The 24538-nt window shown below is 44.6% G+C and carries 20 protein-coding genes; 12 read left to right on the top strand and 8 right to left on the bottom strand.

The features are described from left to right. Positions 1-248: 248 nt before the first annotated feature. Positions 249-1415 carry a methyl-accepting chemotaxis protein gene (locus V7R39_RS05020; RefSeq protein ID WP_334029135.1) on the bottom strand — a complete coding sequence of 389 codons (1167 nt, stop codon included), beginning with the start codon at positions 1413-1415 and terminating at the stop codon, positions 249-251. Positions 1416-2014: 599 nt separating this feature from the next. Here V7R39_RS05020 and glgC point away from each other — a divergent pair. Continuing rightward, positions 2015-3280: a glucose-1-phosphate adenylyltransferase gene (gene glgC / locus V7R39_RS05015; RefSeq protein ID WP_334028819.1), complete on the top strand. Its 1266-nt coding sequence runs from the start codon at positions 2015-2017 to the stop codon at positions 3278-3280. 28 nt (positions 3281-3308) lie between these two features. On the opposite strand, the gene V7R39_RS05010 is transcribed toward glgC, so the two are convergent. Beyond that, positions 3309-4115, bottom strand: coding sequence for an alpha/beta fold hydrolase (locus V7R39_RS05010; RefSeq protein ID WP_334028817.1), 807 nt, complete (start codon positions 4113-4115; stop codon positions 3309-3311). 96 nt (positions 4116-4211) lie between these two features. Further along, on the bottom strand, positions 4212-5537 hold the full coding sequence (locus V7R39_RS05005) for a spinster family MFS transporter (RefSeq protein WP_334028815.1): 1326 nt from the start codon (positions 5535-5537) through the stop codon (positions 4212-4214). 169 nt (positions 5538-5706) lie between these two features. Between V7R39_RS05005 and V7R39_RS05000 the strand changes: the two genes are divergently transcribed. Beyond that, positions 5707-6522, top strand: a complete 816-nt coding sequence (locus V7R39_RS05000; RefSeq protein ID WP_334028813.1) for an acyl-CoA thioesterase — start codon at positions 5707-5709, stop codon at positions 6520-6522. Positions 6523-6656: 134 nt separating this feature from the next. On the opposite strand, the gene V7R39_RS04995 is transcribed toward V7R39_RS05000, so the two are convergent. Beyond that, on the bottom strand, positions 6657-7502 hold the full coding sequence (locus V7R39_RS04995; RefSeq protein WP_334028811.1) for an HDOD domain-containing protein: 846 nt from the start codon (positions 7500-7502) through the stop codon (positions 6657-6659). Between the two features lie 461 nt (positions 7503-7963). Here V7R39_RS04995 and V7R39_RS04990 point away from each other — a divergent pair, with 461 nt between their 5' ends. After that, positions 7964-9325: a glycosyltransferase family 4 protein gene (locus V7R39_RS04990; RefSeq protein ID WP_334028808.1), complete on the top strand. Its 1362-nt coding sequence runs from the start codon at positions 7964-7966 to the stop codon at positions 9323-9325. A 43-nt stretch (positions 9326-9368) separates the two neighbouring features. Here V7R39_RS04990 and V7R39_RS04985 read toward each other — a convergent pair whose 3' ends face one another. Together V7R39_RS04985 and V7R39_RS04980 are read right to left on the bottom strand one after the other, a co-directional pair. Continuing rightward, positions 9369-9797 carry a SufE family protein gene (locus tag V7R39_RS04985; RefSeq protein WP_334028805.1) on the bottom strand — a complete coding sequence of 143 codons (429 nt, stop codon included), beginning with the start codon at positions 9795-9797 and terminating at the stop codon, positions 9369-9371. Between the two features lie 30 nt (positions 9798-9827). Next, complete coding sequence (locus tag V7R39_RS04980; RefSeq protein WP_334028801.1) at positions 9828-10388, bottom strand: DUF2750 domain-containing protein; 561 nt, start codon at positions 10386-10388, stop codon at positions 9828-9830. Positions 10389-10579: 191 nt separating this feature from the next. Here V7R39_RS04980 and V7R39_RS04975 point away from each other — a divergent pair, with 191 nt between their 5' ends. From V7R39_RS04975 to V7R39_RS04955, 5 genes are all read left to right on the top strand, one after another. Beyond that, positions 10580-11224: a biliverdin-producing heme oxygenase gene (locus V7R39_RS04975; protein ID WP_334028798.1), complete on the top strand. Its 645-nt coding sequence runs from the start codon at positions 10580-10582 to the stop codon at positions 11222-11224. A gap of 188 nt (positions 11225-11412) precedes the next feature. Beyond that, the gene (gene xthA / locus V7R39_RS04970; RefSeq protein WP_334028794.1) at positions 11413-12219 is read left to right on the top strand and encodes an exodeoxyribonuclease III; all 807 of its coding nucleotides are present in this window, start codon (positions 11413-11415) and stop codon (positions 12217-12219) included. Between the two features lie 83 nt (positions 12220-12302). Next, positions 12303-12944: an energy-coupling factor ABC transporter permease gene (locus V7R39_RS04965; RefSeq protein ID WP_334028792.1), complete on the top strand. Its 642-nt coding sequence runs from the start codon at positions 12303-12305 to the stop codon at positions 12942-12944. A 108-nt stretch (positions 12945-13052) separates the two neighbouring features. Further along, positions 13053-14228: an FIST signal transduction protein gene (locus V7R39_RS04960; RefSeq protein WP_334028790.1), complete on the top strand. Its 1176-nt coding sequence runs from the start codon at positions 13053-13055 to the stop codon at positions 14226-14228. A gap of 71 nt (positions 14229-14299) precedes the next feature. Beyond that, on the top strand, positions 14300-15724 hold the full coding sequence (locus V7R39_RS04955) for a sensor histidine kinase (protein ID WP_334028788.1): 1425 nt from the start codon (positions 14300-14302) through the stop codon (positions 15722-15724). A 110-nt stretch (positions 15725-15834) separates the two neighbouring features. Here V7R39_RS04955 and V7R39_RS04950 read toward each other — a convergent pair whose 3' ends face one another. Together V7R39_RS04950 and V7R39_RS04945 are read right to left on the bottom strand one after the other, a co-directional pair. Further along, complete coding sequence (locus tag V7R39_RS04950) at positions 15835-16398, bottom strand: phosphoribosyltransferase (RefSeq protein ID WP_334028786.1); 564 nt, start codon at positions 16396-16398, stop codon at positions 15835-15837. A gap of 159 nt (positions 16399-16557) precedes the next feature. Further along, positions 16558-17790 carry a lipoprotein-releasing ABC transporter permease subunit gene (locus V7R39_RS04945; RefSeq protein ID WP_334028783.1) on the bottom strand — a complete coding sequence of 411 codons (1233 nt, stop codon included), beginning with the start codon at positions 17788-17790 and terminating at the stop codon, positions 16558-16560. A 181-nt stretch (positions 17791-17971) separates the two neighbouring features. Here V7R39_RS04945 and V7R39_RS04940 point away from each other — a divergent pair, with 181 nt between their 5' ends. The 4 genes from V7R39_RS04940 (at position 17972) to V7R39_RS04925 (ending at position 24456) form a co-directional block, all read left to right on the top strand. Next, positions 17972-18571: a PilZ domain-containing protein gene (locus tag V7R39_RS04940; RefSeq protein WP_334028781.1), complete on the top strand. Its 600-nt coding sequence runs from the start codon at positions 17972-17974 to the stop codon at positions 18569-18571. 70 nt (positions 18572-18641) lie between these two features. Beyond that, positions 18642-22145, top strand: a complete 3504-nt coding sequence (mfd, locus tag V7R39_RS04935) for a transcription-repair coupling factor (RefSeq protein ID WP_334028779.1) — start codon at positions 18642-18644, stop codon at positions 22143-22145. Between the two features lies 1 nt (position 22146). Then, the gene (locus V7R39_RS04930; RefSeq protein WP_334028777.1) at positions 22147-23928 is read left to right on the top strand and encodes a CsiV family protein; all 1782 of its coding nucleotides are present in this window, start codon (positions 22147-22149) and stop codon (positions 23926-23928) included. Between the two features lie 12 nt (positions 23929-23940). Next, entirely contained in the window at positions 23941-24456 is a 516-nt protein-coding gene (locus V7R39_RS04925; protein ID WP_334028774.1) for a cob(I)yrinic acid a,c-diamide adenosyltransferase, read from the top strand. Positions 24457-24538: the final 82 nt, after the last annotated feature.

Raw genomic sequence — 24538 nt, 5'->3', positions numbered from 1 at the left:
TGCAGTGCCAGCGTTAGCTGGCATCACACTCTGTGCTTGAGTAAACTACATGGAATTGGGCATCGAATTTAGACATTGTTATCGATTGCTTATTCAGGACTTAAGATACTTTTTTAACAAAAAAGAGCACTTTGTATGTTCCAGCAAGATTTCGATTGACCTTTTGCTTTACTAGTTTGACGAAATCTTGATTAAATTTTAGCTGAAAGAAGAGTTTAGCTACACGTTAGACGCTTTAATTTTGTTGGCTAATCCTCGATTTTTGAAATACTTTTCACCACTGAATCACTTACCCGTCTTATCACAGTCGTATTTTCATTTAATTGCTTAGCTTGTTCTGCTGATTCATCACACATTTCACTAAGGGCTTGCAAGTTTTCATTTAGTGACTCTATAGCGGAAGATTGCTCATTGTTAGCTAAGTAAACTGTGTTGATCCCTTCGCTAATGTCAGTAACCTGATCGAGTAAACTTGTCGCGTCCTTTATGCTTATGTTAGCAATGTCAAGCGAGTCCTTGGACAATACTAATGCTTCGTCACTTTGTTTGGCAGAGTCAGAAATTAGACGCTTCAAGTCGCCAGTCATTATTGTGATATCTTTCGTTGACTCTTGAGTTTTAGCTGCAAGTGAACGTACCTCATCGGCAACAACAGCAAACCCTCTTCCTTGCTCCCCTGCCCTTGCTGCTTCAATTGCTGCGTTCAATGCGAGTAAACTCGTTTGCTCTGCGATAGTCTCAATGATGGAAACGAAACTGTTAATTTTTGAAGCACTTTCTGCAACACGGTCAAAACTTTCATCAAAGCGAGCCACTGAATTGGATAAAGAAGACAGTTTACTAATCAGTTCCTGTAGAGATGTGCGAGTGTCGTCACTTAGACTCGTGATACTTGTCGCGTTGTCATCAAGCCTCTTTACGGTAGAGGTCACCTGCTGCATGCTTGTTGAAATTTCTTCTAGGGTCGACGCTAAGCTGCTTGACTGGCTGCTTAATTCTTCAGAATTCTTTTGTGCTGTATTTGCAAACCGAGATGTACTGATTGCTATTTCGTTCAACTCTCCAGCAGCATCGTCAATATGAGAAGTTATTTTACGGAAGCGTTTTAATGCTTTGTTTAAATCCCGAGCAATTTCACCAAACTCATTCTCTTTTTCTAGTTCAGCACGCGCATCTAAATTTCCGTTTGCTATATCTTGTGCCATTTTCTTTAGTTGTCTGAGTCCTGAGTCTAATGCGTACTTCGATAAAACAAAAAATACGATAGTAAAAACCAACAGCAATAGACACAGCACGCTAATCAAGACAACACTTAGTTCAAAAAATACACTAGTAAAAAGTGATATAATTGTCACTAAGGCTAAGAATAGATTGATGTTACGTGTAGCTGAAATGGAAGCTGTTACTTTTTTCATCATTTTGCTCAATTTTTAATCTGGTAATAAATTTGTAGTATATTACTTCATTCCACTTTCAAGATATTAGACATTGGGCTGTTTTTTTAAATGAGGCCCGTTTATTGCAGAATTGCGGATGTTTATTAACGTCAACTCAATGCTTGAATAATCTTTCGATTTAAATAAACGCACACTCAAATACTTAAAGTTATTAAATCATTAGCAACATTGTCTTGCGTTGCTATTTGATACTCCCCCCAGCAGGCTTGCGGCACTCGAGCACTATTTTAGTCGCTAAGTAGTCAACAAAAGTAAGTTGGAGACTTCAAATACTGTATCTAACCTGTAACGGCCGTCAGTTAGCGTTTGTGCTTAGTGGGCGTCTGTCGAACTGAATTTAAATACAAAGGTGATATAAAGTTATGAAATCAACCTATTATTTTTATAGGTGTTCTGTAGTATGAGATAAAGCAAGCCCACGTCTCTATCAAGGCGTGCAAACAAAGGATTCAATAATCAAAGATTGCACTCAGTCGTGTTAATGGCGATATGACGTATTCCTAGACATTTATCATCGTGTTAAGTCGGTACCATTTATAAACAGGAGTTGTTAAGAAATGACTGATCGGAGTTCTCGTTACATAAGCAACCTTACTCGTGATACCTATGCTTTGATTCTAGCTGGTGGTAAAGGCTCTAGGTTACATGAGCTTACAGAGTGGAGAGCAAAACCTGCACTGTATTTTGGTGGTAAATTCAGAATTATTGATTTTCCTTTATCAAATTGTATTAACTCAGGAATAAAGCGCGTTGGCGTGGTAACTCAATATAAATCACACTCTCTTATCCGTCACCTTGTGCGCGGTTGGGGCCATTTCAAAAGGGAGTTAGGTGAGTCCGTAGAAGTTCTTCCAGCTTCTCAACGCTTTTCAGATAATTGGTATGAAGGTACCGCAGACGCGGTGTTTCAAAATATTGATATCATTAGGGATGAACTTCCCAAGTATGTAATGATTTTATCTGGCGACCATATTTATCGCATGGACTACGGCGATATGCTGGCTAAACACGTTGAGTCTGGCGCCAAAATGACAGTGTCGTGCATGTCTGTTCCTATTGAGGAAGCTGCGGGTTCGTTCGGTGTTATGTCGGTCGACGAGTCGTACCGTATAAACGGCTTTGAAGAAAAACCGGAACACCCTACCCCACTTCCTCACGACGATTCTCGCTGCCTGGCATCAATGGGCAATTATGTTTTTGATACCGAGTTTTTATTCGAACAGCTGCGTGTAGACTCTAAGAACAGAGGCTCACAACGAGACTTTGGTAAAGATATCATTCCTTCCATCATTGAAGAGCACTTGGTTCATGCGTTTCCCTTTGAAGCAGAGGACGGTGAGAAAGCGTACTGGCGAGATGTGGGTACGCTTGACTCATTCTGGGATGCCAATATGGAAATGGTATCACCGGTTCCGCAGCTAAACCTTTATGACAAAAAATGGCCTATCTGGACTTATCAAGAGCAACTGCCACCAGCAAAGTTTGTGTGGGAAGACGATGATAGACGCGGCGAAGCCATCAACTCAGTGGTGTCTGGCGGCTGTATTATTTCTGGCTCAACCCTTCGAAACTCAATCTGTTTCTCGAGTGTTCGCGTGCATTCTTACGGGCTGATTGAAGATGCAGTCATATTACCTAGCGTTGAAATTATGCGAGGGTGCAAATTGAGAAAGGTAATTATAGACAGAGGCTGCGTTATCCCTGAAGGCACTGTCATTGGCTATGACCACGACGAAGACCGTGCCAGAGGATTCCGAGTATCGGAAAAAGGCGTAGTACTTGTTACTCGTGAAATGTTGGGTCAACACGTAGGCGCGTATTAAGCACCTAGCAATTTAGATGTGCTTTGGTTTACCCAACATTCCACTGTTGTAAGGTGGTAGCAATAAATTGAGCTACCGCCTCTGGATGTTCTAGCGGAAACATATGCCCCCCTTCAAGTTCGGTGTGCGTTATTGCGTTATGCTGAAGTAATCGAGAATACATTTCTGGTCTACATACCTTGCTTTTAGTACCAGTAACTAACACTGCTGGACATTTTAGCTTTCTTTTGTACTTTCCAAGGTTATGAGGCACGTTTCTAAACAGCGCCGCTTCCACATCGGCTTTAAACGTTAATGAAATACTATCCGGCTTATTTGCTGTTACAGCATTAACGTAATCTCTTACACAGCGTTTATCCATATCTCTAAACAACGCTTTACCATGAAAGTAAGCCACCATATCGGTGTTAGCGGGCCACTGGGTATTTCTTGTTTGAGCTAACTTAGCCGGGGTTAATTTGTTGATTAATGGCGTGTACTTAGCCAGCCTAAAAAAATAGCTCATTGGCCCTACAACAAGAGGTGGGTCTAATAATATAAGGCCTCTAAATAACTCTGGCGCCTCACATGCGGCCATGTAAGATATTACCGCTCCAAAAGAGTGTCCCACCCCAAATACTCCACGCTCGTCCTTATTCTCAGCCCTTATATGGCGAATAAGTTCTTGTACTTGATTGCGCCAGTTACCATTGACGGGAAGCTTTGGATCGTGACCAAAGCGCTCAACATGTAAACGATTAAAGTTATTCGGCAATTCTGAAAATAAGGTATTGTAGCTTCCCGCTGGAAAACCATTGGCATGGGCGAAGTGAAAACTTAACTCTGCTGATGACACCGTGTCACTCCTGAACCTGATAAAAAGGCTTTAAAATAAAAGGGGCTAAAAATCAGCCCTTAATCATACAGTATTGTGAGCGTTGGCGAGATAGTACTATAACCCTCTTGATTCTGCCATTTCCCAGTCTTTCACAATCTTTGTGCTTGTCCACAAGAATACGGCAATTGACAATGCGTACGGTACAACGAGATAAAGCAGTGCTTGTTTTAATGCTTCCGTCTCACCTAGTGATGGCACGAGGGATTGACTGATGATACCGGTTAGCGTTGGTCCGCCACCAAGGGCAATAATGTTAAGCACAAAGAAGAACAAGGCGGTAGACATTGCTCGTACGTTGATAGGTGCTAGCGTTTGCGCCATCGCAAAGCTTGGGCCTAAATAGGAGCCACTGCTGAACAAAAGAAGCGCCATCAGCCCTACCGATAACCACAAGTCTTGAACTTGAAGGGATGCATAGAATGCTGGCAAACCCACAATCAGCATAATAGCGGGCAACAGTGCATATGCTTTTTTATTGTGTTTACCCCATCTATCGGCGATGTAGCCACCTAACCATACGCCTAGCGCGTAAGCAGTACCGTTAATGATGCCGAAGACTACCAGCAGCTGGGAAATGTCTAATCCAGCAAAAGCACGCACGTAGTAATCAATGATCCAGGTCGAAATTGCGTAGTTACCAAATGAGCCAAAGGAAATACCCAAGGCCATTCCCCACCACGTAGGAATTTTAAGCAACTGCTTTAACGACTTTTTAACGCTTGGCTTATTAACATTTTCTGTTTGTGAGGGAGCGGTAACAGAGCGAGTAGGCTCTTTAACCGTGAATTTAAGCAACAAGGCAAGCAATATCCCTGGTATGCCTACGCTGTACATAACCGTTCGCCAATCGGCCGAGCCACCTTGTAAGAAAAACGCTGAGGCAAAAAACGCGAGCATTATGCCAAACGGTATCCCCAGTGAGTAAATAGACAATGCGCCCGCTCGTTTTTCCTTTGGAAACAAGTCGGAGATAATACTGTGTGAAGGCGGGCTTCCGCCGGCTTCTCCAATACCTACCCCAATGCGCGCTATTGCCAACTGAACATAATTGCCGGCAAGCCCTGAAGCTGCTGTAAAACCGCTCCACAGAGTGAGTGAGATGGCAATGATGTTGACTCTGCTATATCGATCGGCAAGCCACGCGATAGGAATTCCCATCACGGTGTACAGCAAAGCAAAGTAGATCCCTTTAAGCCATCCTAATTGCGCATCATCAAGACCCAAGTCGGCTTTTATAAAGGGAGAGAGAATACCTATTATCTGACGGTCAATAAAATTGAATGCATAGACAAGTGTGAGAATAAAGAGTACGTAGTTGCGGTAACTTCGAGATACACCCGCTTCTTGTGCAGGTAAACCTTCAACGCTTGTATGGGCCATAACAGTCCTTTTAAATGAAGATAGGACAGTCTAGGCATGAGGTAAATTATTTGGCAACTAATTGTTACTTATTTGTAAACATAACGAAAATTTGTAACTGAGGCTTTTTGTTCCATACGGCTTAGGGTAGGATGATTGACCTAAGACTCATCAGACCAGACAGGCAATTATGACAGTAGATGAACTGTTAGATATCCCTACCCTAACCCAAACTTCTGAAAATACCTGGAAGGTAGAGAATCTTGTAATTCCGAAAACATGGGGACAAGGTAGAACCGCATTCGGTGGTATTTCGGCAGGTATGTTGTACACCGCGGTAAAGCAACAGATTACCGACGATAGGGTATTACGCTCATTCACCACCAACTTTGTTGGACCGCTCATGCTCGACACGCCTTTTTCAATAGAAGTTACCTTGTTGAGAATGGGAAAAAACGTGTCTCAATACACTGCACATGCAATGCAAAACGATAAAAGCTGTGTGTTTTCTCAAGCGTGTTTTGGCATTGCTCGAGAATCAGGCATACGAGTTGAAAATACCGAAACGCATCAGATGTCCACGCCTAACAAAGCGAAGTTTATCCCTCAAATTCCTAAGATAACGCCGAAGTTTTTACGCTATTTCGACCTAGCGATAGAAGATGGCGGTATTCCGTTTACTCGCAAGAAAACCAGCATTTATCACGGGTTTATGCGCTTTAAGCAGCCACCAGCGCAAATTACTGACGCTCATATCATTACAATGATCGATGCTTGGCCACCTACGCTACTGCAAATGATGAAGCTCCCTGCCCCAGCAAGTACTGTAAGCTGGAACTTAGAGTTTATTCATCCGCATAAACCAGTATCACCCAGTGATTGGTTTGCGTATAAGGCACATACACGACAAGCTGCAGATGGGTATGGCCACACAGAGGCTACCATTTGGGACAAAGATAACGAGGTTATCGCAATAAGCAGACAGACTGTGGCGGTGTTCGACTAATCTTTTGGCGCCAAGCCTTTTTAGCAAATGAGGTTTAGCATCTGAGGTTTAGCACCTGATGTTTCGCACCCAAGATTTGGCACCTAGGGTTTTAGTGGCCAGCGCCATGCTGGCCATTGTTGTTTCTCACAACATCAATAAAGCATAAATGCGTTGGGGTTGAACAACGATATCACTGAAATACACTGAAGATTGGTAATATCTAAGGCATCCTCCAAGTCATCTCTTTTCAGCGTAAGTTGCTCGTGCAACTCTGGTTTTAAATTATGATAGCTAGGATAAATTTCAGGATTTACATTATCCAGTGACAGCACGTAAGCAAGTTGAAGTATCCGGTTTGAGTCTGATTGCGGATCACCTTGTACGTTATGAATATTCGCTATTGGATCTGAAATAGTATCTGGAATGCCCCATTTTTTTATGAGGCCCGCAGACACTTGGCTGTACGTATAGCCTAACACGCCGTACTGAAGTTCAGCGGGGGTGACTTGTTCACTGTAATTCAGGCAGCGCTTCGCAGCCTCTGGCAGAGTAGAAACGACAACTAGCTCGCCGATATTGTGCAGTAACCCTGCAACAAAAAATCGCTCCGGCTCTCTGATTGCTTTTGTTTCTGCAAAATATTTCGCTAGTAATCCGCAGGATACGCTGTGCTCCCAAAATTTATCCAAATCAATAATCTGGGCATCGACTTTTCCAAACGCCTGACTCACGCCATAGGCCAATGCGAGGTCGTAGGTTGCGCGTGTACCAACCACTTGGACGGCCCTGGTTACCGTGTCTATCTTATTAGGGAACCGATAAAGCGCAGAATTAGCCACACGCAATAGCTGTGTGGCTAAGGACGGGTCGAAAGCGATAATCTCACTGATGTCATCTATGCTTGACGCTTCATCATCCATACAGCTTTTCAAGCGTAATACTGAATCAGGCAATACGAATAAGTCTTCGGCTGTCGAAACTAATTCATCTATTTTCATGTGTGCACTCACTCCAATGCATCCAATGTGGTGTTTGTGTTGTTAGAGAGGTCCGATTCTCCGTCAATATTGTAGGTATAGGCGTATTTATCTTGCTGGTCAACAGATGCAGTATCATCAAAAAGTATGATTTCTTTTTATATCAGAAACTTAAAATTACAAAAATAGACTAAAAGATAAAGCGCTCTGCTAAATAAGTTAATACCTTTCACAGACTTAGCAAATCGCGGTGCATTTATTATAGCGCTGTACGAGCTTAAATACTTTCGAATCCTCTTCGATTAATACTTTTTTATACTAAAAGCTTCCTTTGAAGGCGTTTTCTTCCTAATTCCCTTTATTAACCCTTCTCTAATCAAGCAGTGACGAGCCTATACGCCTCGTTGAACCCTGTAATTCTCAACATCTTCTGATTGTTTTGGTATAGTCCGCGCACATTCGTTATGAGAAGAACTTTTAATATGCTTAACATAGTGGTGATTGGTTATGTCTGGCCTGAGCCTAATTCGTCTGCTGCGGGGCAAAACATGCTTTCGTTGATAAGACAACATTGCGAAGCGGGCCATAAAGTAACCTTTCTTACCGCTGCTGCCGACAGTATTCACAAGGCTGACCTAGCAAAATTTGATGTTACAAGCGAGGCGATTACCCTTAATTGCAGTAGTTTCAATGAACGTATTAGCCAATTAAGCCCTGACGTGGTTATCTTTGACCGCTACATGACAGAAGAACAATTTTCCTGGCGGGTAAAAGACACATGCCCACTGGCATTGAGAGTGTTAAATACGGAAGATCTACACAGCCTTCGACAGGCGCGGCATGATGCGGTAAAACGCTCAGGTGATGCATCTAACGCTCTGCTCAATACCGAACTGGCGCAACGAGAAATTGCCTCTATTTTGCGTAGCGACTTAACGCTAGTTATTTCACAATATGAAAAGCAGTTACTGGAACATCACTATAACGTACCAAGTGCTCAACTTCGATTGCACCCTCTTTTTGTTGAGGACGCCCCTATAAGCACACCAGACTACTCACAGCGTCAACACTTCGTGCACATTGGTAACTTTCGTCATGCGCCAAATTGGGACGCTGTGCTCCAGCTAAAGCAACATATCTGGCCAGCTATACGCAAAGAAATCCCTGATGCTCAATTACATATTTACGGCGCCTATCTGCCCAAGAAGGCCTCTCAACTGCATAACGCTGCACAAGGGTTTATTGTAAAAGGATGGGCTGATAATGCAGAGGAAGTCGTTTCAAGCGCTCGCGTCCTCATCGCTCCCATACGATTTGGCGCAGGTATCAAAGGAAAACTACTCGATGCCATGCGCACGCACACCCCAAGCGTTACTACTTGGCTAGGCTCTGAAGGTATAAGCTCTGAAGGTATAAGCTTGGAAGGTATAAGCTTGGAAGGTATGAGCTTGGGAGGTATTAGCTCGGAAGATAAAAGCTCAAAAGGCGATTTGCTAGATACACGCACCAACAACGAAAAACAAGTAAAGCCGATACCTTCCCAATGGCCTGGCGCTATTTGTTCACCCATTATGGATGAGAATGCTATCAATAACTTTGTCGTTCATGCAGTATCACTTTATCAAGATGAAGCAACATGGCAAAAAGCGAGTCAGCATTGCGAAGAGGTGCTTAAAGCTTACAGAGCACAGGCTGACGAGATGACACTACCTGAACAGCTGCAGCTGCTGTTCAATGGGCTAAAATCCCATCGAGAATCACTCTTTTTACAAAATTTACTGTGGCACCAAAGTCTAAATGCGACAAAGTATATGTCGCAGTGGATAGAAGAAAAGAACAAGTAGCCGGCTGTAGCGCAAAGGCCAAGATTAAAGAGGTTAAACCGATTTAAAGCACCTTTAATTGACGCACCACTGACTTTATTCCGTTTCCTCGAGACTCGCTCATGTAGCGCTGAAGCTGACATTCATTTAAGTAAGTCCCAAAATCAAAATTAGCGCGCTCTTGCTGTTCTAAACTATTGGCTTTTTCAAGCAGAATCGCGAGCACGCCTCGAATGACTTTACTTGGTGAATAGGCGACAAACCCGCTGTTGATTTCACCGCGCTCACCGCTCTCGCTGCTCTCAAAATGGAGTAACGCCAACCACACTGGGCTCTCGCAGCCCTCTACTGAGTTAGCATCGCGCCGCAAATGCTCAGGCATTGCAGGTAATTTTTTACCTGCAAGCATTATGGTTCGAGTAAACTCATCCCAACTTTTAGCCTGTGATAGCTGCTGTGCAAGAGGAAGTAATTGCATATTCGCCAGTGTCATTTCTTTAAACCCGCTTCACAGTTTTGTTAACTACTTACTTTCGTCATCACTGAGCTTTGACGTTTTACCCTCACTTGGCTGATCATTTAGCTCTGAGCCTAGCTCTTCACTCAGCTCTGGCGCTGTCATCACCAAGTTTTCTACGTCGCTTTGCGTTGGAAACATAACCAGCTCGACGCCATTTGTTTCAAGGCCAGGTAACCATGTAGATACAAATTCGTTTAACGGCGTGCTCACGCACATACCGTCAAGGCCATTTGACGTAACAAAGGCATTCGCCAAGTCGCGATGGGGGAAGATAGGAAGACGCACTGCACCATCATCTTCAAGCATAACGAAACCTTCAGAGCCTTGTACTAACCACACTTCTTTGGCTTTGCTCACATAACTGATGACCAACATCTGCCTTTCTTCTGCAGACAGCTTCATTGCTTGGTCTATGACTGTATCATTTAATTTTTCACTAATAGTATTTGGAAACACGGCGGTTCTCTTCTTAAAAATTTTGGCAAGTATACCCGTGCCAGTTATGTGTGCAACGGCAATTAGACCAATGTGATGATGCTGCTTTTTAAACGTATGTGATACCATTTACTCAAGGTTAATTTATGACAGCATTTATTTATAACAAAATTTATTCATAACAACATTTACGGCGTTTTACTAAATCGTTTCGTTTGTCTTTAGTTAGGTATCTTTAACGTACTTTTCAGTATTATCCGAATCTGTATACATTGCCCAGAATACATACCAAATGACGAGACAGGAAAAAAATCACATCCATGCACACACTATTTACGGCGTTAAAACGAGATACTTACGACAAACACACCACGTTAGAAGACACGCATCCTTTTTCGCTTTTTCACAATTTATCTGAGTTTAATACGTCAACGTATGAAGATGTGCTCAGCGTCATGTCAGTGTTTCATAGCGCGACGTCGTCTCATGTGTTAAGCGCGAAAAGCGAGACGCCTAGCCTTACGAGTCTTGCAGAAATGTTGAACACTGATGAAGTTTCTGCCGCCCTTTATCGCGATACCAACGCATTGCATTGTGATTTTGCCGAAAGCTTTGATACTGAGAGAGGTGTTGATATTGAGACAGTCAATACGCTGAAAAAACAGCTTAGCTTTCGCGGGCAAAATTCAGCGGCAATCGCAGCTATATATGTGTGGCTAGGCTCTTCCATGGGGGCCAACATGATTAGCAGACGGCTTGCTAAACTCAATAACGATATTCCAACAGCGTATTACTCAGCAATGGCAGGATGCGCTAAAGCGTGGGTCCCGTTCAAGCAAAACGTTGAACACATATTGGCTGAATTAACGCTTGATAATGACAAGGGTGTTCGAGACATTGTAGAAGACGCAAACTCGTGGTTTTCATTTCTAATCGCTTTAGGAAATGCCCAGACAGCTAAGTAAGCGCTGAATCCCTCTTTTTATTCGCCAACGTATAAATTATCTTAATCAACCCGCTCTCCTTGTTGGTATATCATTCTTTTAGAAGTGTTGAACAACGGCCAACACCACGCATTATCAATGATATGCGTTAAGCGTGACGCAAGTTTCTGGTATTCTAGGCCCATCATTAAATTGTTAGAAAAGAAAATATGAAAGTTGTATCGTTTAACATAAATGGAATTCGTGCCCGTCTTCATCAGCTACAAGCATTGATAGATGCACACCAACCTGACGTTATTGGTTTGCAGGAAATAAAAGTTCACGACGAACAGTTTCCTGTGAAAGCCGTTGAGGAAATGGGGTACGAGGTCTTTTTTCATGGTCAGAAAAGTCATTATGGTGTCGCCTTTTTAGCGAAAAAGTCGCCAACGGCTGTCATTAAAGGGTTCCCTACAGATGACGACGATGCCCAACGCCGCATGATAATCCTCAAAACTACCGACGATGCAGGCGAGGCCGTGACCATTTTAAACGGGTACTTTCCGCAGGGTGAGAATCAAAAGCACGAAACCAAATACCCCGCCAAGAAAAAGTATTATCAAGATTTAATGACCTACCTTAACGACAATCATACACCTGATGAAAAAGTCATTGTTATGGGAGACGTTAACGTGTCGCACACCGATTTAGACATTGGTATTGGCGAAGAAAACAAAAAGCGCTGGTTAAGAACGGGGAAATGTAGCTTCTTACCAGAAGAGCGTGAGTGGCTAAACACACTCATGTCTTGGGGTTTTGAGGACAGTTACCGAAGCCTCAATCCACAGAAAGACGATGAGTACTCGTGGTTTGACTATCGCTCTAAAGGGTTTAACGATAATCGAGGTCTACGAATAGATCTGATCCTCGCTACACCATCTTTGCACAGCGCGCTTAAAGACGCAGGTATAGATTACGAATTACGGGGAATTGAAAAGCCCTCTGATCACGCCCCCATTTGGGCAACGTATGAGTAAACTAGTGACTCAAACTCATCGGTAAACGCTTCTTGGTGTTTAAACCGCGTAGCGTTTAGCTAATATTATACGCAGGAGAAACAGTGAGTACATTGCAAACATTAGCGATGGTTGTTTATGGGCTTTTCGTTTTAGGGTCGCTCAAAAACATAGATCTCGTTCATTTCGCAAAGACCAAACATCAACAACATCTGGTGTTTGGTACTGCTGCCGCACTATTTGTGCTGTGGTTGCTAAAGGCAGGTATTTTTGAAGGGTTAGACGTACACTTCCTAGGCCTGTCTGTACTCACCCTTATGCTCGGTTTTCGCTACGCGGTTATTTCATCATTTATTGCACTTGTTGGCGCGCACATCATAGGATACGGAACCTGGCAGAGTTTTGGGGTAAATGGCCTACTCGGCACCGTACTTCCCATCGCCGTCACGTACTTTTTCTTTATGCTGTCGTTTCACCGTATTCCAAGGCAGCTCTTTGTTTACATATTTGTGTGCGCTTTTTTCCCTGCAGCATTGGGTATTGCGCTAAAGACCTTTTCCTTAGGTGGTTATTTCTTTATTGAAGGCGTTTACTCTTGGGATATCGTTTTTTCAAACTACGTGGTTCTTATTCCGCTGCTTATCTTTCCTGAAGCATTGCTTAACGGAATGGCAATTACCCTGCTCGTTATTTATCAGCCCACTTGGGTTTATACCTTCCACGATAAGTTCTACCTCGATAACTGAGAATGAGCAAGTATGCTCTGGCAATCGAATCTCTATAACTAATTGTTAATGAGATTTTAATTATTTTTAATCTACACTATGAACAATATCAAATAAGTAGTTAATAACATGCGTATAAAAACCTATTCATCAGACAAAACCGACACGCTGGCGGCCGCAAAAGAAGTATGCGCTGCACTTCAAGAAGATGGACCAGCATCATTAGTCATTTCGTTCACTAACGCCGAGCACGATGTCAGCACCCTAGTAGCGTCACTCAATGAGTCCGGCGCCCCCTACCTATTAGCCACCTCGTGCTTAGGTAGCTTAGTATGCGATGAATCTCGCGCACAGGCAGACGCAGGTTTAAGTGCACTGTCGATTTCTGATGAAACTGGCGCCTTTGGTGTTGGAAGCGCCGACTGCTCAGAAACTGACGCATTCAGTGCTGGTGCAAGCGCGCTTGAAAGTGCGCTTATTAACGCAGGTCGTCCATTTGAAAGCCCCTCTCTTATATGGTGCGCGCTTCCACCTGGTGAAGAAGAGGCCATACTTAATGGCTTTACCAGCATTGTGGGCGAGCAAGTGCCCATTTTTGGCGGCTCGGCCGCAGACAATACCGTAGAAGGAAATTGGTGTATCAGTACATCATCACACAGCGGCGCCAATTGCTTAGCAGTGGCAGTAATGTATCCTTCTTCGCCGCTAGGGCTTAGCTACAGCTCTGGTTACAAACCAACTGAAACCGTTTTTAAAGCGTCGAGTGCCCAAAATAGGCACATATTAGCACTTGATGGAGTTTCTGCTGCCAAGGCGTATAACGAGGCCACCAAAGGGTTAATAACAAACGAGCTCAATGGTGGAAACATTCTGGGCCTAACCTCTACAGCCCCATTAGGCAGACCAGTGCAGCTAGAAAATGGCGCACTAAATTACCTGTTGTGCCACCCCGATGAGGTGTGTGAAGATGGTGGCCTAAACGTCTTCTCTGAGGTTATAGAGGGCGAAGAGCTGGTATTGATGGAAGGAAGCATTGCCAGTTTAACGGCGCGGGCAGAGCGGGTTATCAATAACGCCATCATGCTACTGCCTGATGATAGCAAACCCGTTGGCGTGCTGTTAGTCTATTGTGCAGGTTGTCGGTTAACGGTTGGAGATCAAATTCACCCCATGCTGACATCCCTTCAAGAAAAATTTGAGAGCCTGCCTATTTGCGGCACTTACACCTTCGGTGAGCAAGGTCAATTTTTAGACCGTAAAAGCCGGCATGGAAATTTAATGATATCAGCCGTCGTTTTTTCTTAATGATAGCCCTTAATGATGGCAATTTTTTGAAAGTTAGTGTGTTAGTAACCGTTTTTAATGGCAGCGTTTAGATGAGCAAGGATTACGAAAACGTCCTAGAAGACTTAGCCCTCGTTTATCGGCTGAAAGAGCAGGCAGAAGCCCACAAAAAAGAAAGCGATGCGCTGCTCGCTGGCACGCGGGCTTTGCTTACCGCAAGAAACGAGAAAGAGCTGTATACCAAAATGTTTGGTATCTTTCGCAGCCTTTACAGCTACGACGTTAGCTTTGTATTAGAAAACGACAGTAAAGGCAAAATGCGCTGCACCAACGCTACGCTACCTGCCCTTTTAGACTCCCATTGGAATATAGATGAAACCTTATCTCGGGCTATAAAGCGCTCTCCAGTAGCGCTTTTCAACGTTAAACTACAACCCAGTTGGCGAGAGCATCTTGCTTTATTTGATACACCGATTACATCGGCATTGCTGTGTCCATTTAGAGTACACCACCAGCAGGCGGTTATGGTGTTCTGTCATCAAACCTTGGGTTTCTATACCCAAGAATATGTGGATATGGCAAACCGCTACCGCACCTTTACTCAACAAATGTCTATGAGCGTTCAGGCCAAACTGATGGCCCTTGAAACCGTTAAGCTGAAAGAAGAAAAAGCACAAGTCGAAAAAAGCCTAATATCGTCAGAAAAAATGGCGTCCCTCGGCCTTTTAGCGGCCGGTGTAGCTCACGAAATCAACAATCCCATTGCATTTGTAAACAGCAATATGATGTTTATAAAAGACGTTCTACCGTCTTTAACAAGCATGCAGAATATTGTACAAGAGCTTGCGGGGGCCACAACTGACGAAGAGCGCGCAGCTGTGGCTGAAAAAGCCAAGCAGTGGGAGAGCGACAACAAACTTGGACCTATCGTTGATGAAATATCTGATATTTGTGATGAGTCAGAAGAAGGTTTGAATCGAGTTACCGACATTATTACCAGCCTGCGTGCGTTTTCGCATAGTTCTGATGTAACAGATGACGATACTGCAAACATTAACGACTGCGTAACTAACGGATTAAGACTGGTTAACAGCGAACTAAAACACAAAGCAACCATAAAAACTCACCTAGCAGACATCCCTCTCGTTCGTGGTAAAACTGGCAAATTGAATCAAGTGCTTGTGAACCTATTTGTGAATGCAGCTCAAGCGATGGAGGTTGGCGATACGCTATCTGTTACCACATCGTGTGAACGTGTAGACAATAAGAATATGGTTATTGTTAAGGTTGAAGACACAGGTAGCGGTATTGAAAAAGACGATTTAGAAAAGCTGTTTGACCCTTTTTATACCACAAAACCCACAGGAAAAGGGACGGGGCTGGGCCTGTACATTTCGTTTTCAATAATCGACTCGATGGGCGGGCAGATAAAAGTAAGAAGCGAGGTTAATGTTGGGACTACATTTACCCTGCAGCTGCCTGTTGCAACTGATAGCTCAATTGACATACTGAGCTAAAATGTTGGGCGCTAGACCAAACATCGCTATAAGTAAACAAAGCGGTGTTTGGCTTAGCCGACGTTTTTTAGCAAGCGCTTATATTACAAAAACATAACTAGCTAGTTAACCTACTTACTAAAAAGTATATCCATTACTTCAGATAACTCGCCTTTCCCAGCACGAATTTCTTCTTCCGATAAACCGGCAATTTCATGAGGGAACACAAGCCATTCGTCGCTTTCGTTAATATGGTAGTCAGGCACTATGTCGGTTTTGTTGTTTTGCGGCTTGTACCAAGGACAAGCAATGCGAATGTCTGTAGGTGTGTTTAAACGCATCAGCTTGTTGATTTGCTTAATCAATGCGTCAACGCTGCGACCTGAATCAAACACATCATCAACAATAAGAAGCTTGTCGCCCGCATTGGCCTTCTCGACTAAGTAGTGCAAACCATGCACTCGAATTTCTTTTGCCTGCTGGTTAATGCCGTAATAAGAAGACGTGCGCACGGCAATGTGATCGGTTGACGTATCTTTGAATTCAAAGAACTCCTGCACGGCGATACCTATCGGTGCACCACCACGCCAAATACCTATAATAAAATCTGGACGGAAACCATCGTCATATACCTTTGCAGCTAAACGAAAGGAGTCCTGTAATAGGGATTGCGAAGTGATAAAATTCTTGTTCATAACGTCTCATTCGGCGAAATTTAAAAGACCGCGAGTATAGTGAACTTCACGGTGTTTTGCACGGAAAACTCGGTTTATTCCTGTGTGACTTACTTAAGCACACACGTGATTTCTCTCGATTTGTTATTCACTTCCCTTGCCAGAGGCCTGGTAAGTAAATCATTCATTTTGCAGCACTTGCGAAGGCTGAGTTTTCATTGCCTTATACGCAGGGTAAATACTGGCTAAAACACACAGCAACACAGAAATGAAAGTTATGCTAACGATTTGCATGACATCCATATCAATTGGCAGTCCGCTTCCATCGGCCGCCAGAGCAAGTGGAGAGTTAACCAGCGCTAACACGTTATTAAGCTGACTGGTAATAATACAACCCAAGACTAGCCCAATTCCTGCGCCCTTAATGCCGTTAAATAGGCCATTTAACACAAAAATCCACATAACCGTTTTAGGCATCATGCCTTGGGTTTGCAATACGGCAATATCGCCCTGCTTTTCTGAGACCACCATCACAAGAGCGGATATGATATTAAACGCCGCTACTGCAATAATAAGCAGCAGCATTAACATCATCATATTCTTTTCCATTTTTACTGCATCAAACAAAGGCCCTTGCCGCTCTCGCCATGTCTTTATATGAGCAATATCAATACCCAATTCACTTTGAAGTGAATTGACTGTGGTTAAATAATCGAATGCGTCGTTTAAAAACAGCCGTACCGATTCGCCCTGCCCTTTTGTGTCGCGAAGCAAGCGATTAACGTCGTTAATATTCATGTACAACACTTTGTCGTCCATTTGCGAGCCCATATCAAACACGCCCGATACAGTTATCAGGCGTTGGCTCGGCATTCTGCCAAATGGCGTATAAACGCTAGCACCGGCAACCATCACGCGAAGCCGATTGCCAACGCGCACATCTAACTTTTGCGCCAGTGCTCGACCTATGATGACTCTAAAGCTGCCCGCTTCTAAGTCGGTAAAGCGCCCCTGCTCCATGTTGTTCGCTACCATGGTGTGTTGCTTCATTTGATCAGGGTGAATTCCGTGAACCTGCACACCTCTTAAATCTCGCTTAGACTGCACTACCGCTTCCGTTTCTCGGTATGGCATAACAGCAATCACATCGTTAATGGGCGATGTTGCAAGCGCGCTCGTTGTATTGTTTGTGGCTTCTGAGGTTATTTCAATATGGGGAACAATGCCTAGAATACGCTGTTTAAGCTGGCCTTCTAGCCCATTCATTACCGACACAACGATAATGAGCGCCGTAAGCCCTAAGGCAATACCGGCAACTGAAAAGCGATTGATGAATGACACAAAGCTGGTTTGGTTTGCCTTGCTAGATTTGGCATATCGATAGGCTATTGATGCTGAAAGAGGATAGGACATGGCGCCTTGCTTTTAAAAAAAGAAATTAACGTCTCGCACCCCAATGGCGTGGCCACCCCATTAGCGAGGTCCAGGCTTTAATTAGTCAAAAGGTGAGATGACGAGATACACCCAAAATAGTAATGTAGGTATACTACGTGTAAGCTACTGGCTGCACAAGAATTAGTGGCAGAGGAATGTCGTGAGTAAACTTAGCCTAGATGAAAAAAAAGCCCAATTCGACGAATACTTTTCAATTGCCTCGGGCATTAACGTAAACGTTAGGCCATTAACAGACAACGAAGCAGTTCCGGATGAAGAGGGTATTGAAGAAGCCATGCCCTATGCATTTCGTATAGCCAGTGAAATGGCCACTATCGAGGCGCAGGCTATTAGGCCCCTTCGCAATTTAGGCGATCACGCCGAATCGTTGGCAGACTTTCTTAACCATCAGTCAAGAAAAATAGATCTCATGATGTCTTTTGTGCTGCATCAGCAAGACGAAGAGGCACAGCGCTATCGCTCTGTAAAATATGGAGGCGGGGGTGTCATTATTGAATCAGCATCACCGTTAGACATTGGCACCACCGCTGAACTCAAACTCTTCCTAGACGCCGAAGCGGCAGCCATATTTTGCTTCGGTGAAGTTATTGCTTGCGAGAGCGTGGAAGATAGCTACCATATAGCCTTTATTTTCAGTGCCATTAGAGAGCAAGATCAAGAATTACTGGTGCGAGCTAGCCTGCATGTTCAAACTCAGCAGCTTAGAAAACGCGCGAAAGAGAAAAAATCTGGATCCTAATTGCCACCATAAGCAGTACTCATTGCCATCTTACATTGGTATAAATTGTATTAAACAGTTATAGGACGTCATGACAGCCACCTTATTATCGCTGCCTCTTCCGGCGCAGAAGAAAGACGCATCGTCTCAGGATCATAAGCAATGGGGACAATTACAAGGTAGCAGTACTGCGCTTTGTATTAGCCAAGCACAAGAGCAGTATAACGGCCCAATAGTGCTGATTACTGCCGATACGCCATCGGCAATGAAGTTAGAAAAAGAACTCGCGTTCTTTATGGCAAACAAGCCCTCAGCCAAAGATGTCCCTATTACGTTATTTCCTGATTGGGAAACCCTGCCCTACGACTCATTTTCTCCTCATCAAGACATTGTTTCTCAGCGTTTAGAAACCCTCTTCAGATTTACCCAGCAAGTTGACGGTATTTTTATTGTTCCCGTTAACACCTTAATGCAACGACTGGCTCCCACAGATTATCTTGCCAAATACTTGTTAATGCTGAACAAAGGCGAAACCCTAGACAGAGATCAGTTTAGACGCAATTTAGAACAGGCCGGCTACTTACACGTTAGCCAGGTAATGAGTCACAGCGAATTTTCGGTGCGCGGCAGCATCATAGACCTATTCCCAATGGGTAGCGAACAGCCGTTTAGAATAGATTTATTCGATGACGAAATAGACTCTATTCGCTATTTCGACACCGAAACCCAGCGCTCAGGTGATGCCGTTGATAAAATTCGACTGCTCCCCGCTCGTGAATTTCCAACGGACAAAAACGCGATCACGCTGTTTCGACAGCAGTTTCTTGAAAAGTTTGATGCCAACAACGCCTCAGAGAGTATTTTCTCTCAAGTGAGCAAAGGCACCATGCCAAGTGGCGTAGAATATTATTTACCGCTGTTTTTTGAAAAAACAGCCACATTATTCGATTACCTGCACCCTAAAACCATGTTGCTGCTTCATGGCGATGTGCAAGATGCCAGTGAGTTTTTCTGGGCCGATGTAAAAGAGCGTTACGAACAATACCGGTATAACCTAGCTCGCCCGCTACTCGCACCTGATGATTTATTTCTGCCTATTAATGAATTGTTTGGCCAAATAAAGCAGTGGCCTCGCGCCTCTATGCGCAGTGAAGTACTAGAAAATAAAGCAGGCAGCACTAACATGCTGTGCGAAAAGCTAGACGACATTGCCATCAACTCGCAGAAAAAAGTGCCTGCCGAACGCTTAATTGCCACCGTTGATGAGGCAACTAAGCAAGGTGCAAAAGTACTGTTTTGTGCAGAAACTCAAGGCCGTCGTGAAGGGTTAATGACCGTACTGGCAAAAGCCGGTATTAAACCTAAGCCTGTTGACTCATTTAACCAGTTTCTCTCAAATCACGATGCCATTGGCATCACCGTGGGCTTGGTAGAGCATAGCTTTCGTTGGAAAAGCAAAGAAGGCGAGCTGCTTTTTATTACCGAAACCGAGCTTCTCGGGCACAAAGTAAGTCAGCGTCGTCTTCGCGATAAGCGCACTGCGACCGACGAAAGCGCCATTATTCGCAATCTAGCTGAGCTGTCTGTTGGGCAGCCGGTGGTGCACCTCGACCACGGTGTTGGCCGTTACCTTGGCATGCAAACCCTCGATGCCGGTGGCGTCACTACCGAATATTTATGTATTGAGTATGCTAAACAGTCGAAGCTGTACGTACCCGTTGCCTCACTGCATTTAATTTCTCGCTACACCGGCGGCGATGCGGATAACGCCCCGGTTAACTACCTGGGCTCAGATGCATGGTCGCGCGCCAAGCAAAAAGCCGCTGAAAAAGTGCGCGATGTAGCCGCCGAGCTACTCGATGTGTATGCCCGTCGCGCCGCTAAACCGGGCTTTGCTTACAACATAAACTGGGACGACTACCAAAAATTTTCTGATAGCTTTCCATTTGAAGAAACACCAGATCAAGCACAGGCCATTGCCGCAGTAATGTATGATATGGGCAACCCACTAGCCATGGACCGTTTAGTGTGTGGCGATGTGGGCTTTGGTAAAACAGAAGTGGCCATGCGAGCGGCCTTCTTGGCGGCCAACCACGGTAAGCAAGTGGCTATTTTGGTGCCTACTACATTGCTTGCTCAACAACACTATGAAAACTTTAAAGACCGTTTTGCCGACTGGGCCTTTGAAATAGAAGTCATGAGCCGCTTTGTGAGCGGTAAAGCACAAAAAGACGTCACCCAGCGCATTGGCGAAGGCAAAGTCGATATTGTGGTGGGAACCCACAAATTGCTATCAAGCGATATAAAATACAAAGATTTGGGCTTAGTCATTATTGATGAGGAGCACCGGTTCGGCGTTCGTCAAAAAGAAAAGCTAAAATCGCTTCGCGCCGATGTGGATATACTCACGCTTACTGCCACCCCTATTCCCCGTACGCTGAATATGGCACTGTCTGGCATGCGCGATTTATCCATTATTGCTACGCCGCCTGCCCGACGACTTTCTATAAAAACCTTCGTGCAACAGCGTAATAAGGCCACTATTCGCGAAGCCATCATGCGTGAGATTTTACGGGGTGGTCAGGTTTACTTCCTTCACAATGAGGTAGACAGTATTGCGCGTACAGCCGAGGAAATAGCTGAAATTGTGCCTGAAGCCCGTATTGCCGTGGGCCATGGGCAAATGCGTGAACGGGATTTGGAAGGCGTAATGAGCGACTTCTATCACCAGCGTTATAATGTACTGGTGTGTACCACCATTATCGAAACCGGTATAGATGTGCCAAGTGCTAATACCATCATTATGGATAGAGCCGACCATTTAGGCTTAGCGCAGCTGCATCAGTTACGGGGCCGTGTGGGTCGTTCTCACCACCAGGCTTACGCATACTTGTTAACGCCGCATCCTAAGCGCATGACCAAAGACGCAGGCAAGCGCCTAGACGCCATTGCACAGTTAGAAGATTTGGGTGCGGGTTTTGCACTCGCGACCCACGATTTAGAGATTCGTGGTGCGGGTGAACTGCTTGGCGACGATCAGTCTGGACAAATAGCGAGCATTGGTTTCAGCCTTTACATGGATATGCTCGATAAAGCAGTAAATGCGTTAAAAGATGGCAGAGAGCCGTCGCTTGACGATGCGTTGTCTGGTCACACCGAAGTAGAGCTGCGAATTCCAGCATTACTGCCAGAGGATTACATTGCCGATGTAAATACTCGACTGTCGCTTTATAAGCGTCTTGCCAGCTGCATGACCCAAGATGACATTGACGAATTCCAAGTAGAATGTATAGACCGCTTTGGTCTTTTGCCTGAGCCTGCAAAAAATCTTGTGGATGTGGCTGAAATGAAAATAAGAGCCGCTGCCATAGGCATACTTAAAGTAGACTTGTCTGCAACAGGCGGTACCATAGAATTTAAAGAAACCACCACGGTTAACCCTGCCTACATTATTAAGCAGGTTCAAACCAAACCCAACACCTTTAAGTTTGAAGGAAGCCAAAAGCTTCGCTTAGTAAAGAAAACCGAAACAGCTAAAGAGCGCATTGCGTTTATTAGCGATATCATTGCCGATTTTGCAAAGGAGTCGCGATAACATGACGTTATTTCGCAGGTGCACATTAACTGCTGTGTTGGCCGCTGTTATGGCTTCATCGTTGTTGGCCAAAGCAAATGCCAGCGACGACTGGTGGTTTGATGTAGAGGTTGTCGCATTTAAACGCAACAAGGCACTGACTGAGCTAGAAGAACAGTTTAATTTGGCAGAGTCTTTTGCGGTTCCCCAGAGTGAGGAGGATGTGATCAGTGCGGTAATCATGCCTGACATTCGATTCATCAAGCAAAACTTGGCCACTTGCGATATCAACGGCTTGCCTAAAGAGAAGCCCTTACCGACGTGGCCTAACGACCTGAGTTTACTTGTACCCGCTTTTGATACTGACTTTTTAGCGTTAAACACGAATAACGCGCTTAACGAGATCGCGCTTAATCAGACAAGCGCACTTAATCAGACAGGCCAACTTGACGGCTCGACTTCTATCGAAAGCGCAGAGTCTTTAGTATTTACTGGCGGTGCTTTTGATGATGCTATTGATGAAGATGCTTTTGATGACGATGCTATAAGTAGCGACGTTGAAGGCACTGCTTCTAAAGAGACGACTGATAACGACAGCGACGTTGAAGAAACTGGCTTTGAAGAAACTGGCTTTGAAGAGACAAGCTTTGAAGAAACTGGCTTTGAAGAAAGCAATGAGCCTGATGAGGGAGCCTTAGCACCTTCTTTAGACACTATTGCATCTTATTGGGTAGACGCAAATTGGACTGATTTTTTTGGTATCAACTCAAAGCCAGCGGTCTCAACGCCTCAATTCACCTACTGCGAAACCGAGAAGCCTTGGCTTAGCGTTAACCAACTGCCCAATGGTATTAAGTGGGTGCGACATAGCGTTGATAACAGTATGCCTGCGCCTGCGCAGCTTCCCGTTGTGATAGAAGGCAACGACTGGCCATTAGCATCAAAAACTCACTTGCTCTCTAGCGACATGCAAGAGCTAACCTCTATTTCTCGCCAGATACGCGCTAACCGTCAATTAGAACGTCTGCTTCATGTAGCGTGGCGACAGCCTGTTAAGTTTGGCAAAAATAAGGCGTTTAACGTGCGTCTTTTTGGCGGCACTAATTACGCAAGTCGCTTTGATAAAGACGGCGAACAAATTCAAGATAAACGCACTGCTGTCACTGACACTGCGGTTACTGACACTGCAGTCACTGCAGACACAGCACAAGCAGCGAAAGATGCGACAGTGAGTGTTCTCAATGAGGATGAACAGACGGCCGTCGTTAGTGACGCTTTTTTCACGTCGCTAGAGCAGCGTTTGTCACAACCAGAGCCTGTCTCGTTTAAAACGCTTCAGCGCTTAGGAACAGAGGGTGAGTTAAGCGACGAAACCACAAACGATAGTGGTGCTTTCCGTAAACCAATTTGGGAACTTGATGGCCGAATGAAGGTATTTCTAAAATACATCAACCGAGTGCCCTACCTACATATCGACAGTGAGCTGTTTTATCGACAACAGGTACCTACAAAGTATTTCAGTGGAAGCGACCTCAGTACAGAGCTTGCTTCATCAAGCAGCGGCACATTCGTAAATGATAAAAGTGAAAGCAGCGTATTGGAAAGCAATGCATCAGAAACCGACGCTCAAACAGTAGAATATCAGCTGGTATCCATACCGCTTGCCGAGCAACGTCGCGTGATCAGCAAGCAACTGCACTATTTTGACCATCCGCTGTATGGATTTATTGTACAAATTCGTCGCTATGAACGTCCTTTACAGGCCGCCCCCCAAAACGACGTTCAAAACGACACCCAAGAATAGGATTGCTGTTAAATGAAAATTTATACCCGTACTGGCGACAAAGGCAGCACGCAAATATACGCAGACAAAGCGATCCGCGTAGATAAAGATGATTTAGTAGTTCAGAGTTACGGCGACATTGATGAGCTCAATAGCCACATTGGTTTACTTGCCGCCTCTGTACCTATGCAACATCGCGCACAGCTACACATCATTCAGCGCAACCTCTTTCAGGCAGGCTTTGCCATATCGGCTAGCTCAACGTTAACGCAGTCAGATATTGAGTCACTTGAAGGTCTTATCGATGAGTTAACCAATCAAATGCCGCCGAACACATCATTTGTATTGCCAGGCGGCAGTGAGGGTGCAGCGCAAGCCCATGTTTGTCGCGCGGTATGCCGGCGTGCAGAACGTGCGGTAATAAGCTTGGCCAAGCACTACGACGTGCCCGAAGTGGTTCATGCTTACCTGAACCGCTTAAGCGACTTCTTATTTACCTTTGCACGATTTTTAAATATCGAGGCAGGTGTAGACGAAGTGGCGGTTTAAATACCGGTGAGCGCTAGCGGCTTTATAACCGCTGCTGCGATTTTTATAACCGCTGCTGCGACTGTATAACTGCTGCGGCGCT

The organism is Alteromonas sp. P256, assembly GCF_036864455.1.
GTDB lineage: Bacteria > Pseudomonadota > Gammaproteobacteria > Enterobacterales > Alteromonadaceae > Alteromonas.
The sequence above is the reverse complement of the archived record's forward strand: the minus strand, read 5'-3'. Positions and strand labels throughout refer to the sequence as shown.

Coding starts and splice junctions, on each gene's coding strand:
- V7R39_RS05020 (WP_334029135.1), bottom strand. CDS start 1,415: ATGAAAAAAGTAACAGCTTCCATTTCAGCTACACGTAACATCAATCTA.
- glgC (WP_334028819.1), top strand. CDS start 2,015: ATGACTGATCGGAGTTCTCGTTACATAAGCAACCTTACTCGTGATACC.
- V7R39_RS05005 (WP_334028815.1), bottom strand. CDS start 5,537: ATGGCCCATACAAGCGTTGAAGGTTTACCTGCACAAGAAGCGGGTGTA.
- V7R39_RS05000 (WP_334028813.1), top strand. CDS start 5,707: ATGACAGTAGATGAACTGTTAGATATCCCTACCCTAACCCAAACTTCT.
- V7R39_RS04995 (WP_334028811.1), bottom strand. CDS start 7,502: ATGAAAATAGATGAATTAGTTTCGACAGCCGAAGACTTATTCGTATTG.
- V7R39_RS04990 (WP_334028808.1), top strand. CDS start 7,964: ATGCTTAACATAGTGGTGATTGGTTATGTCTGGCCTGAGCCTAATTCG.
- V7R39_RS04985 (WP_334028805.1), bottom strand. CDS start 9,797: ATGACACTGGCGAATATGCAATTACTTCCTCTTGCACAGCAGCTATCA.
- V7R39_RS04980 (WP_334028801.1), bottom strand. CDS start 10,388: ATGGTATCACATACGTTTAAAAAGCAGCATCATCACATTGGTCTAATT.
- V7R39_RS04975 (WP_334028798.1), top strand. CDS start 10,580: ATGCACACACTATTTACGGCGTTAAAACGAGATACTTACGACAAACAC.
- xthA (WP_334028794.1), top strand. CDS start 11,413: ATGAAAGTTGTATCGTTTAACATAAATGGAATTCGTGCCCGTCTTCAT.
- V7R39_RS04960 (WP_334028790.1), top strand. CDS start 13,053: ATGCGTATAAAAACCTATTCATCAGACAAAACCGACACGCTGGCGGCC.
- V7R39_RS04955 (WP_334028788.1), top strand. CDS start 14,300: ATGAGCAAGGATTACGAAAACGTCCTAGAAGACTTAGCCCTCGTTTAT.
- V7R39_RS04950 (WP_334028786.1), bottom strand. CDS start 16,398: ATGAACAAGAATTTTATCACTTCGCAATCCCTATTACAGGACTCCTTT.
- V7R39_RS04945 (WP_334028783.1), bottom strand. CDS start 17,790: ATGTCCTATCCTCTTTCAGCATCAATAGCCTATCGATATGCCAAATCT.
- mfd (WP_334028779.1), top strand. CDS start 18,642: ATGACAGCCACCTTATTATCGCTGCCTCTTCCGGCGCAGAAGAAAGAC.
- V7R39_RS04930 (WP_334028777.1), top strand. CDS start 22,147: ATGACGTTATTTCGCAGGTGCACATTAACTGCTGTGTTGGCCGCTGTT.
- V7R39_RS04925 (WP_334028774.1), top strand. CDS start 23,941: ATGAAAATTTATACCCGTACTGGCGACAAAGGCAGCACGCAAATATAC.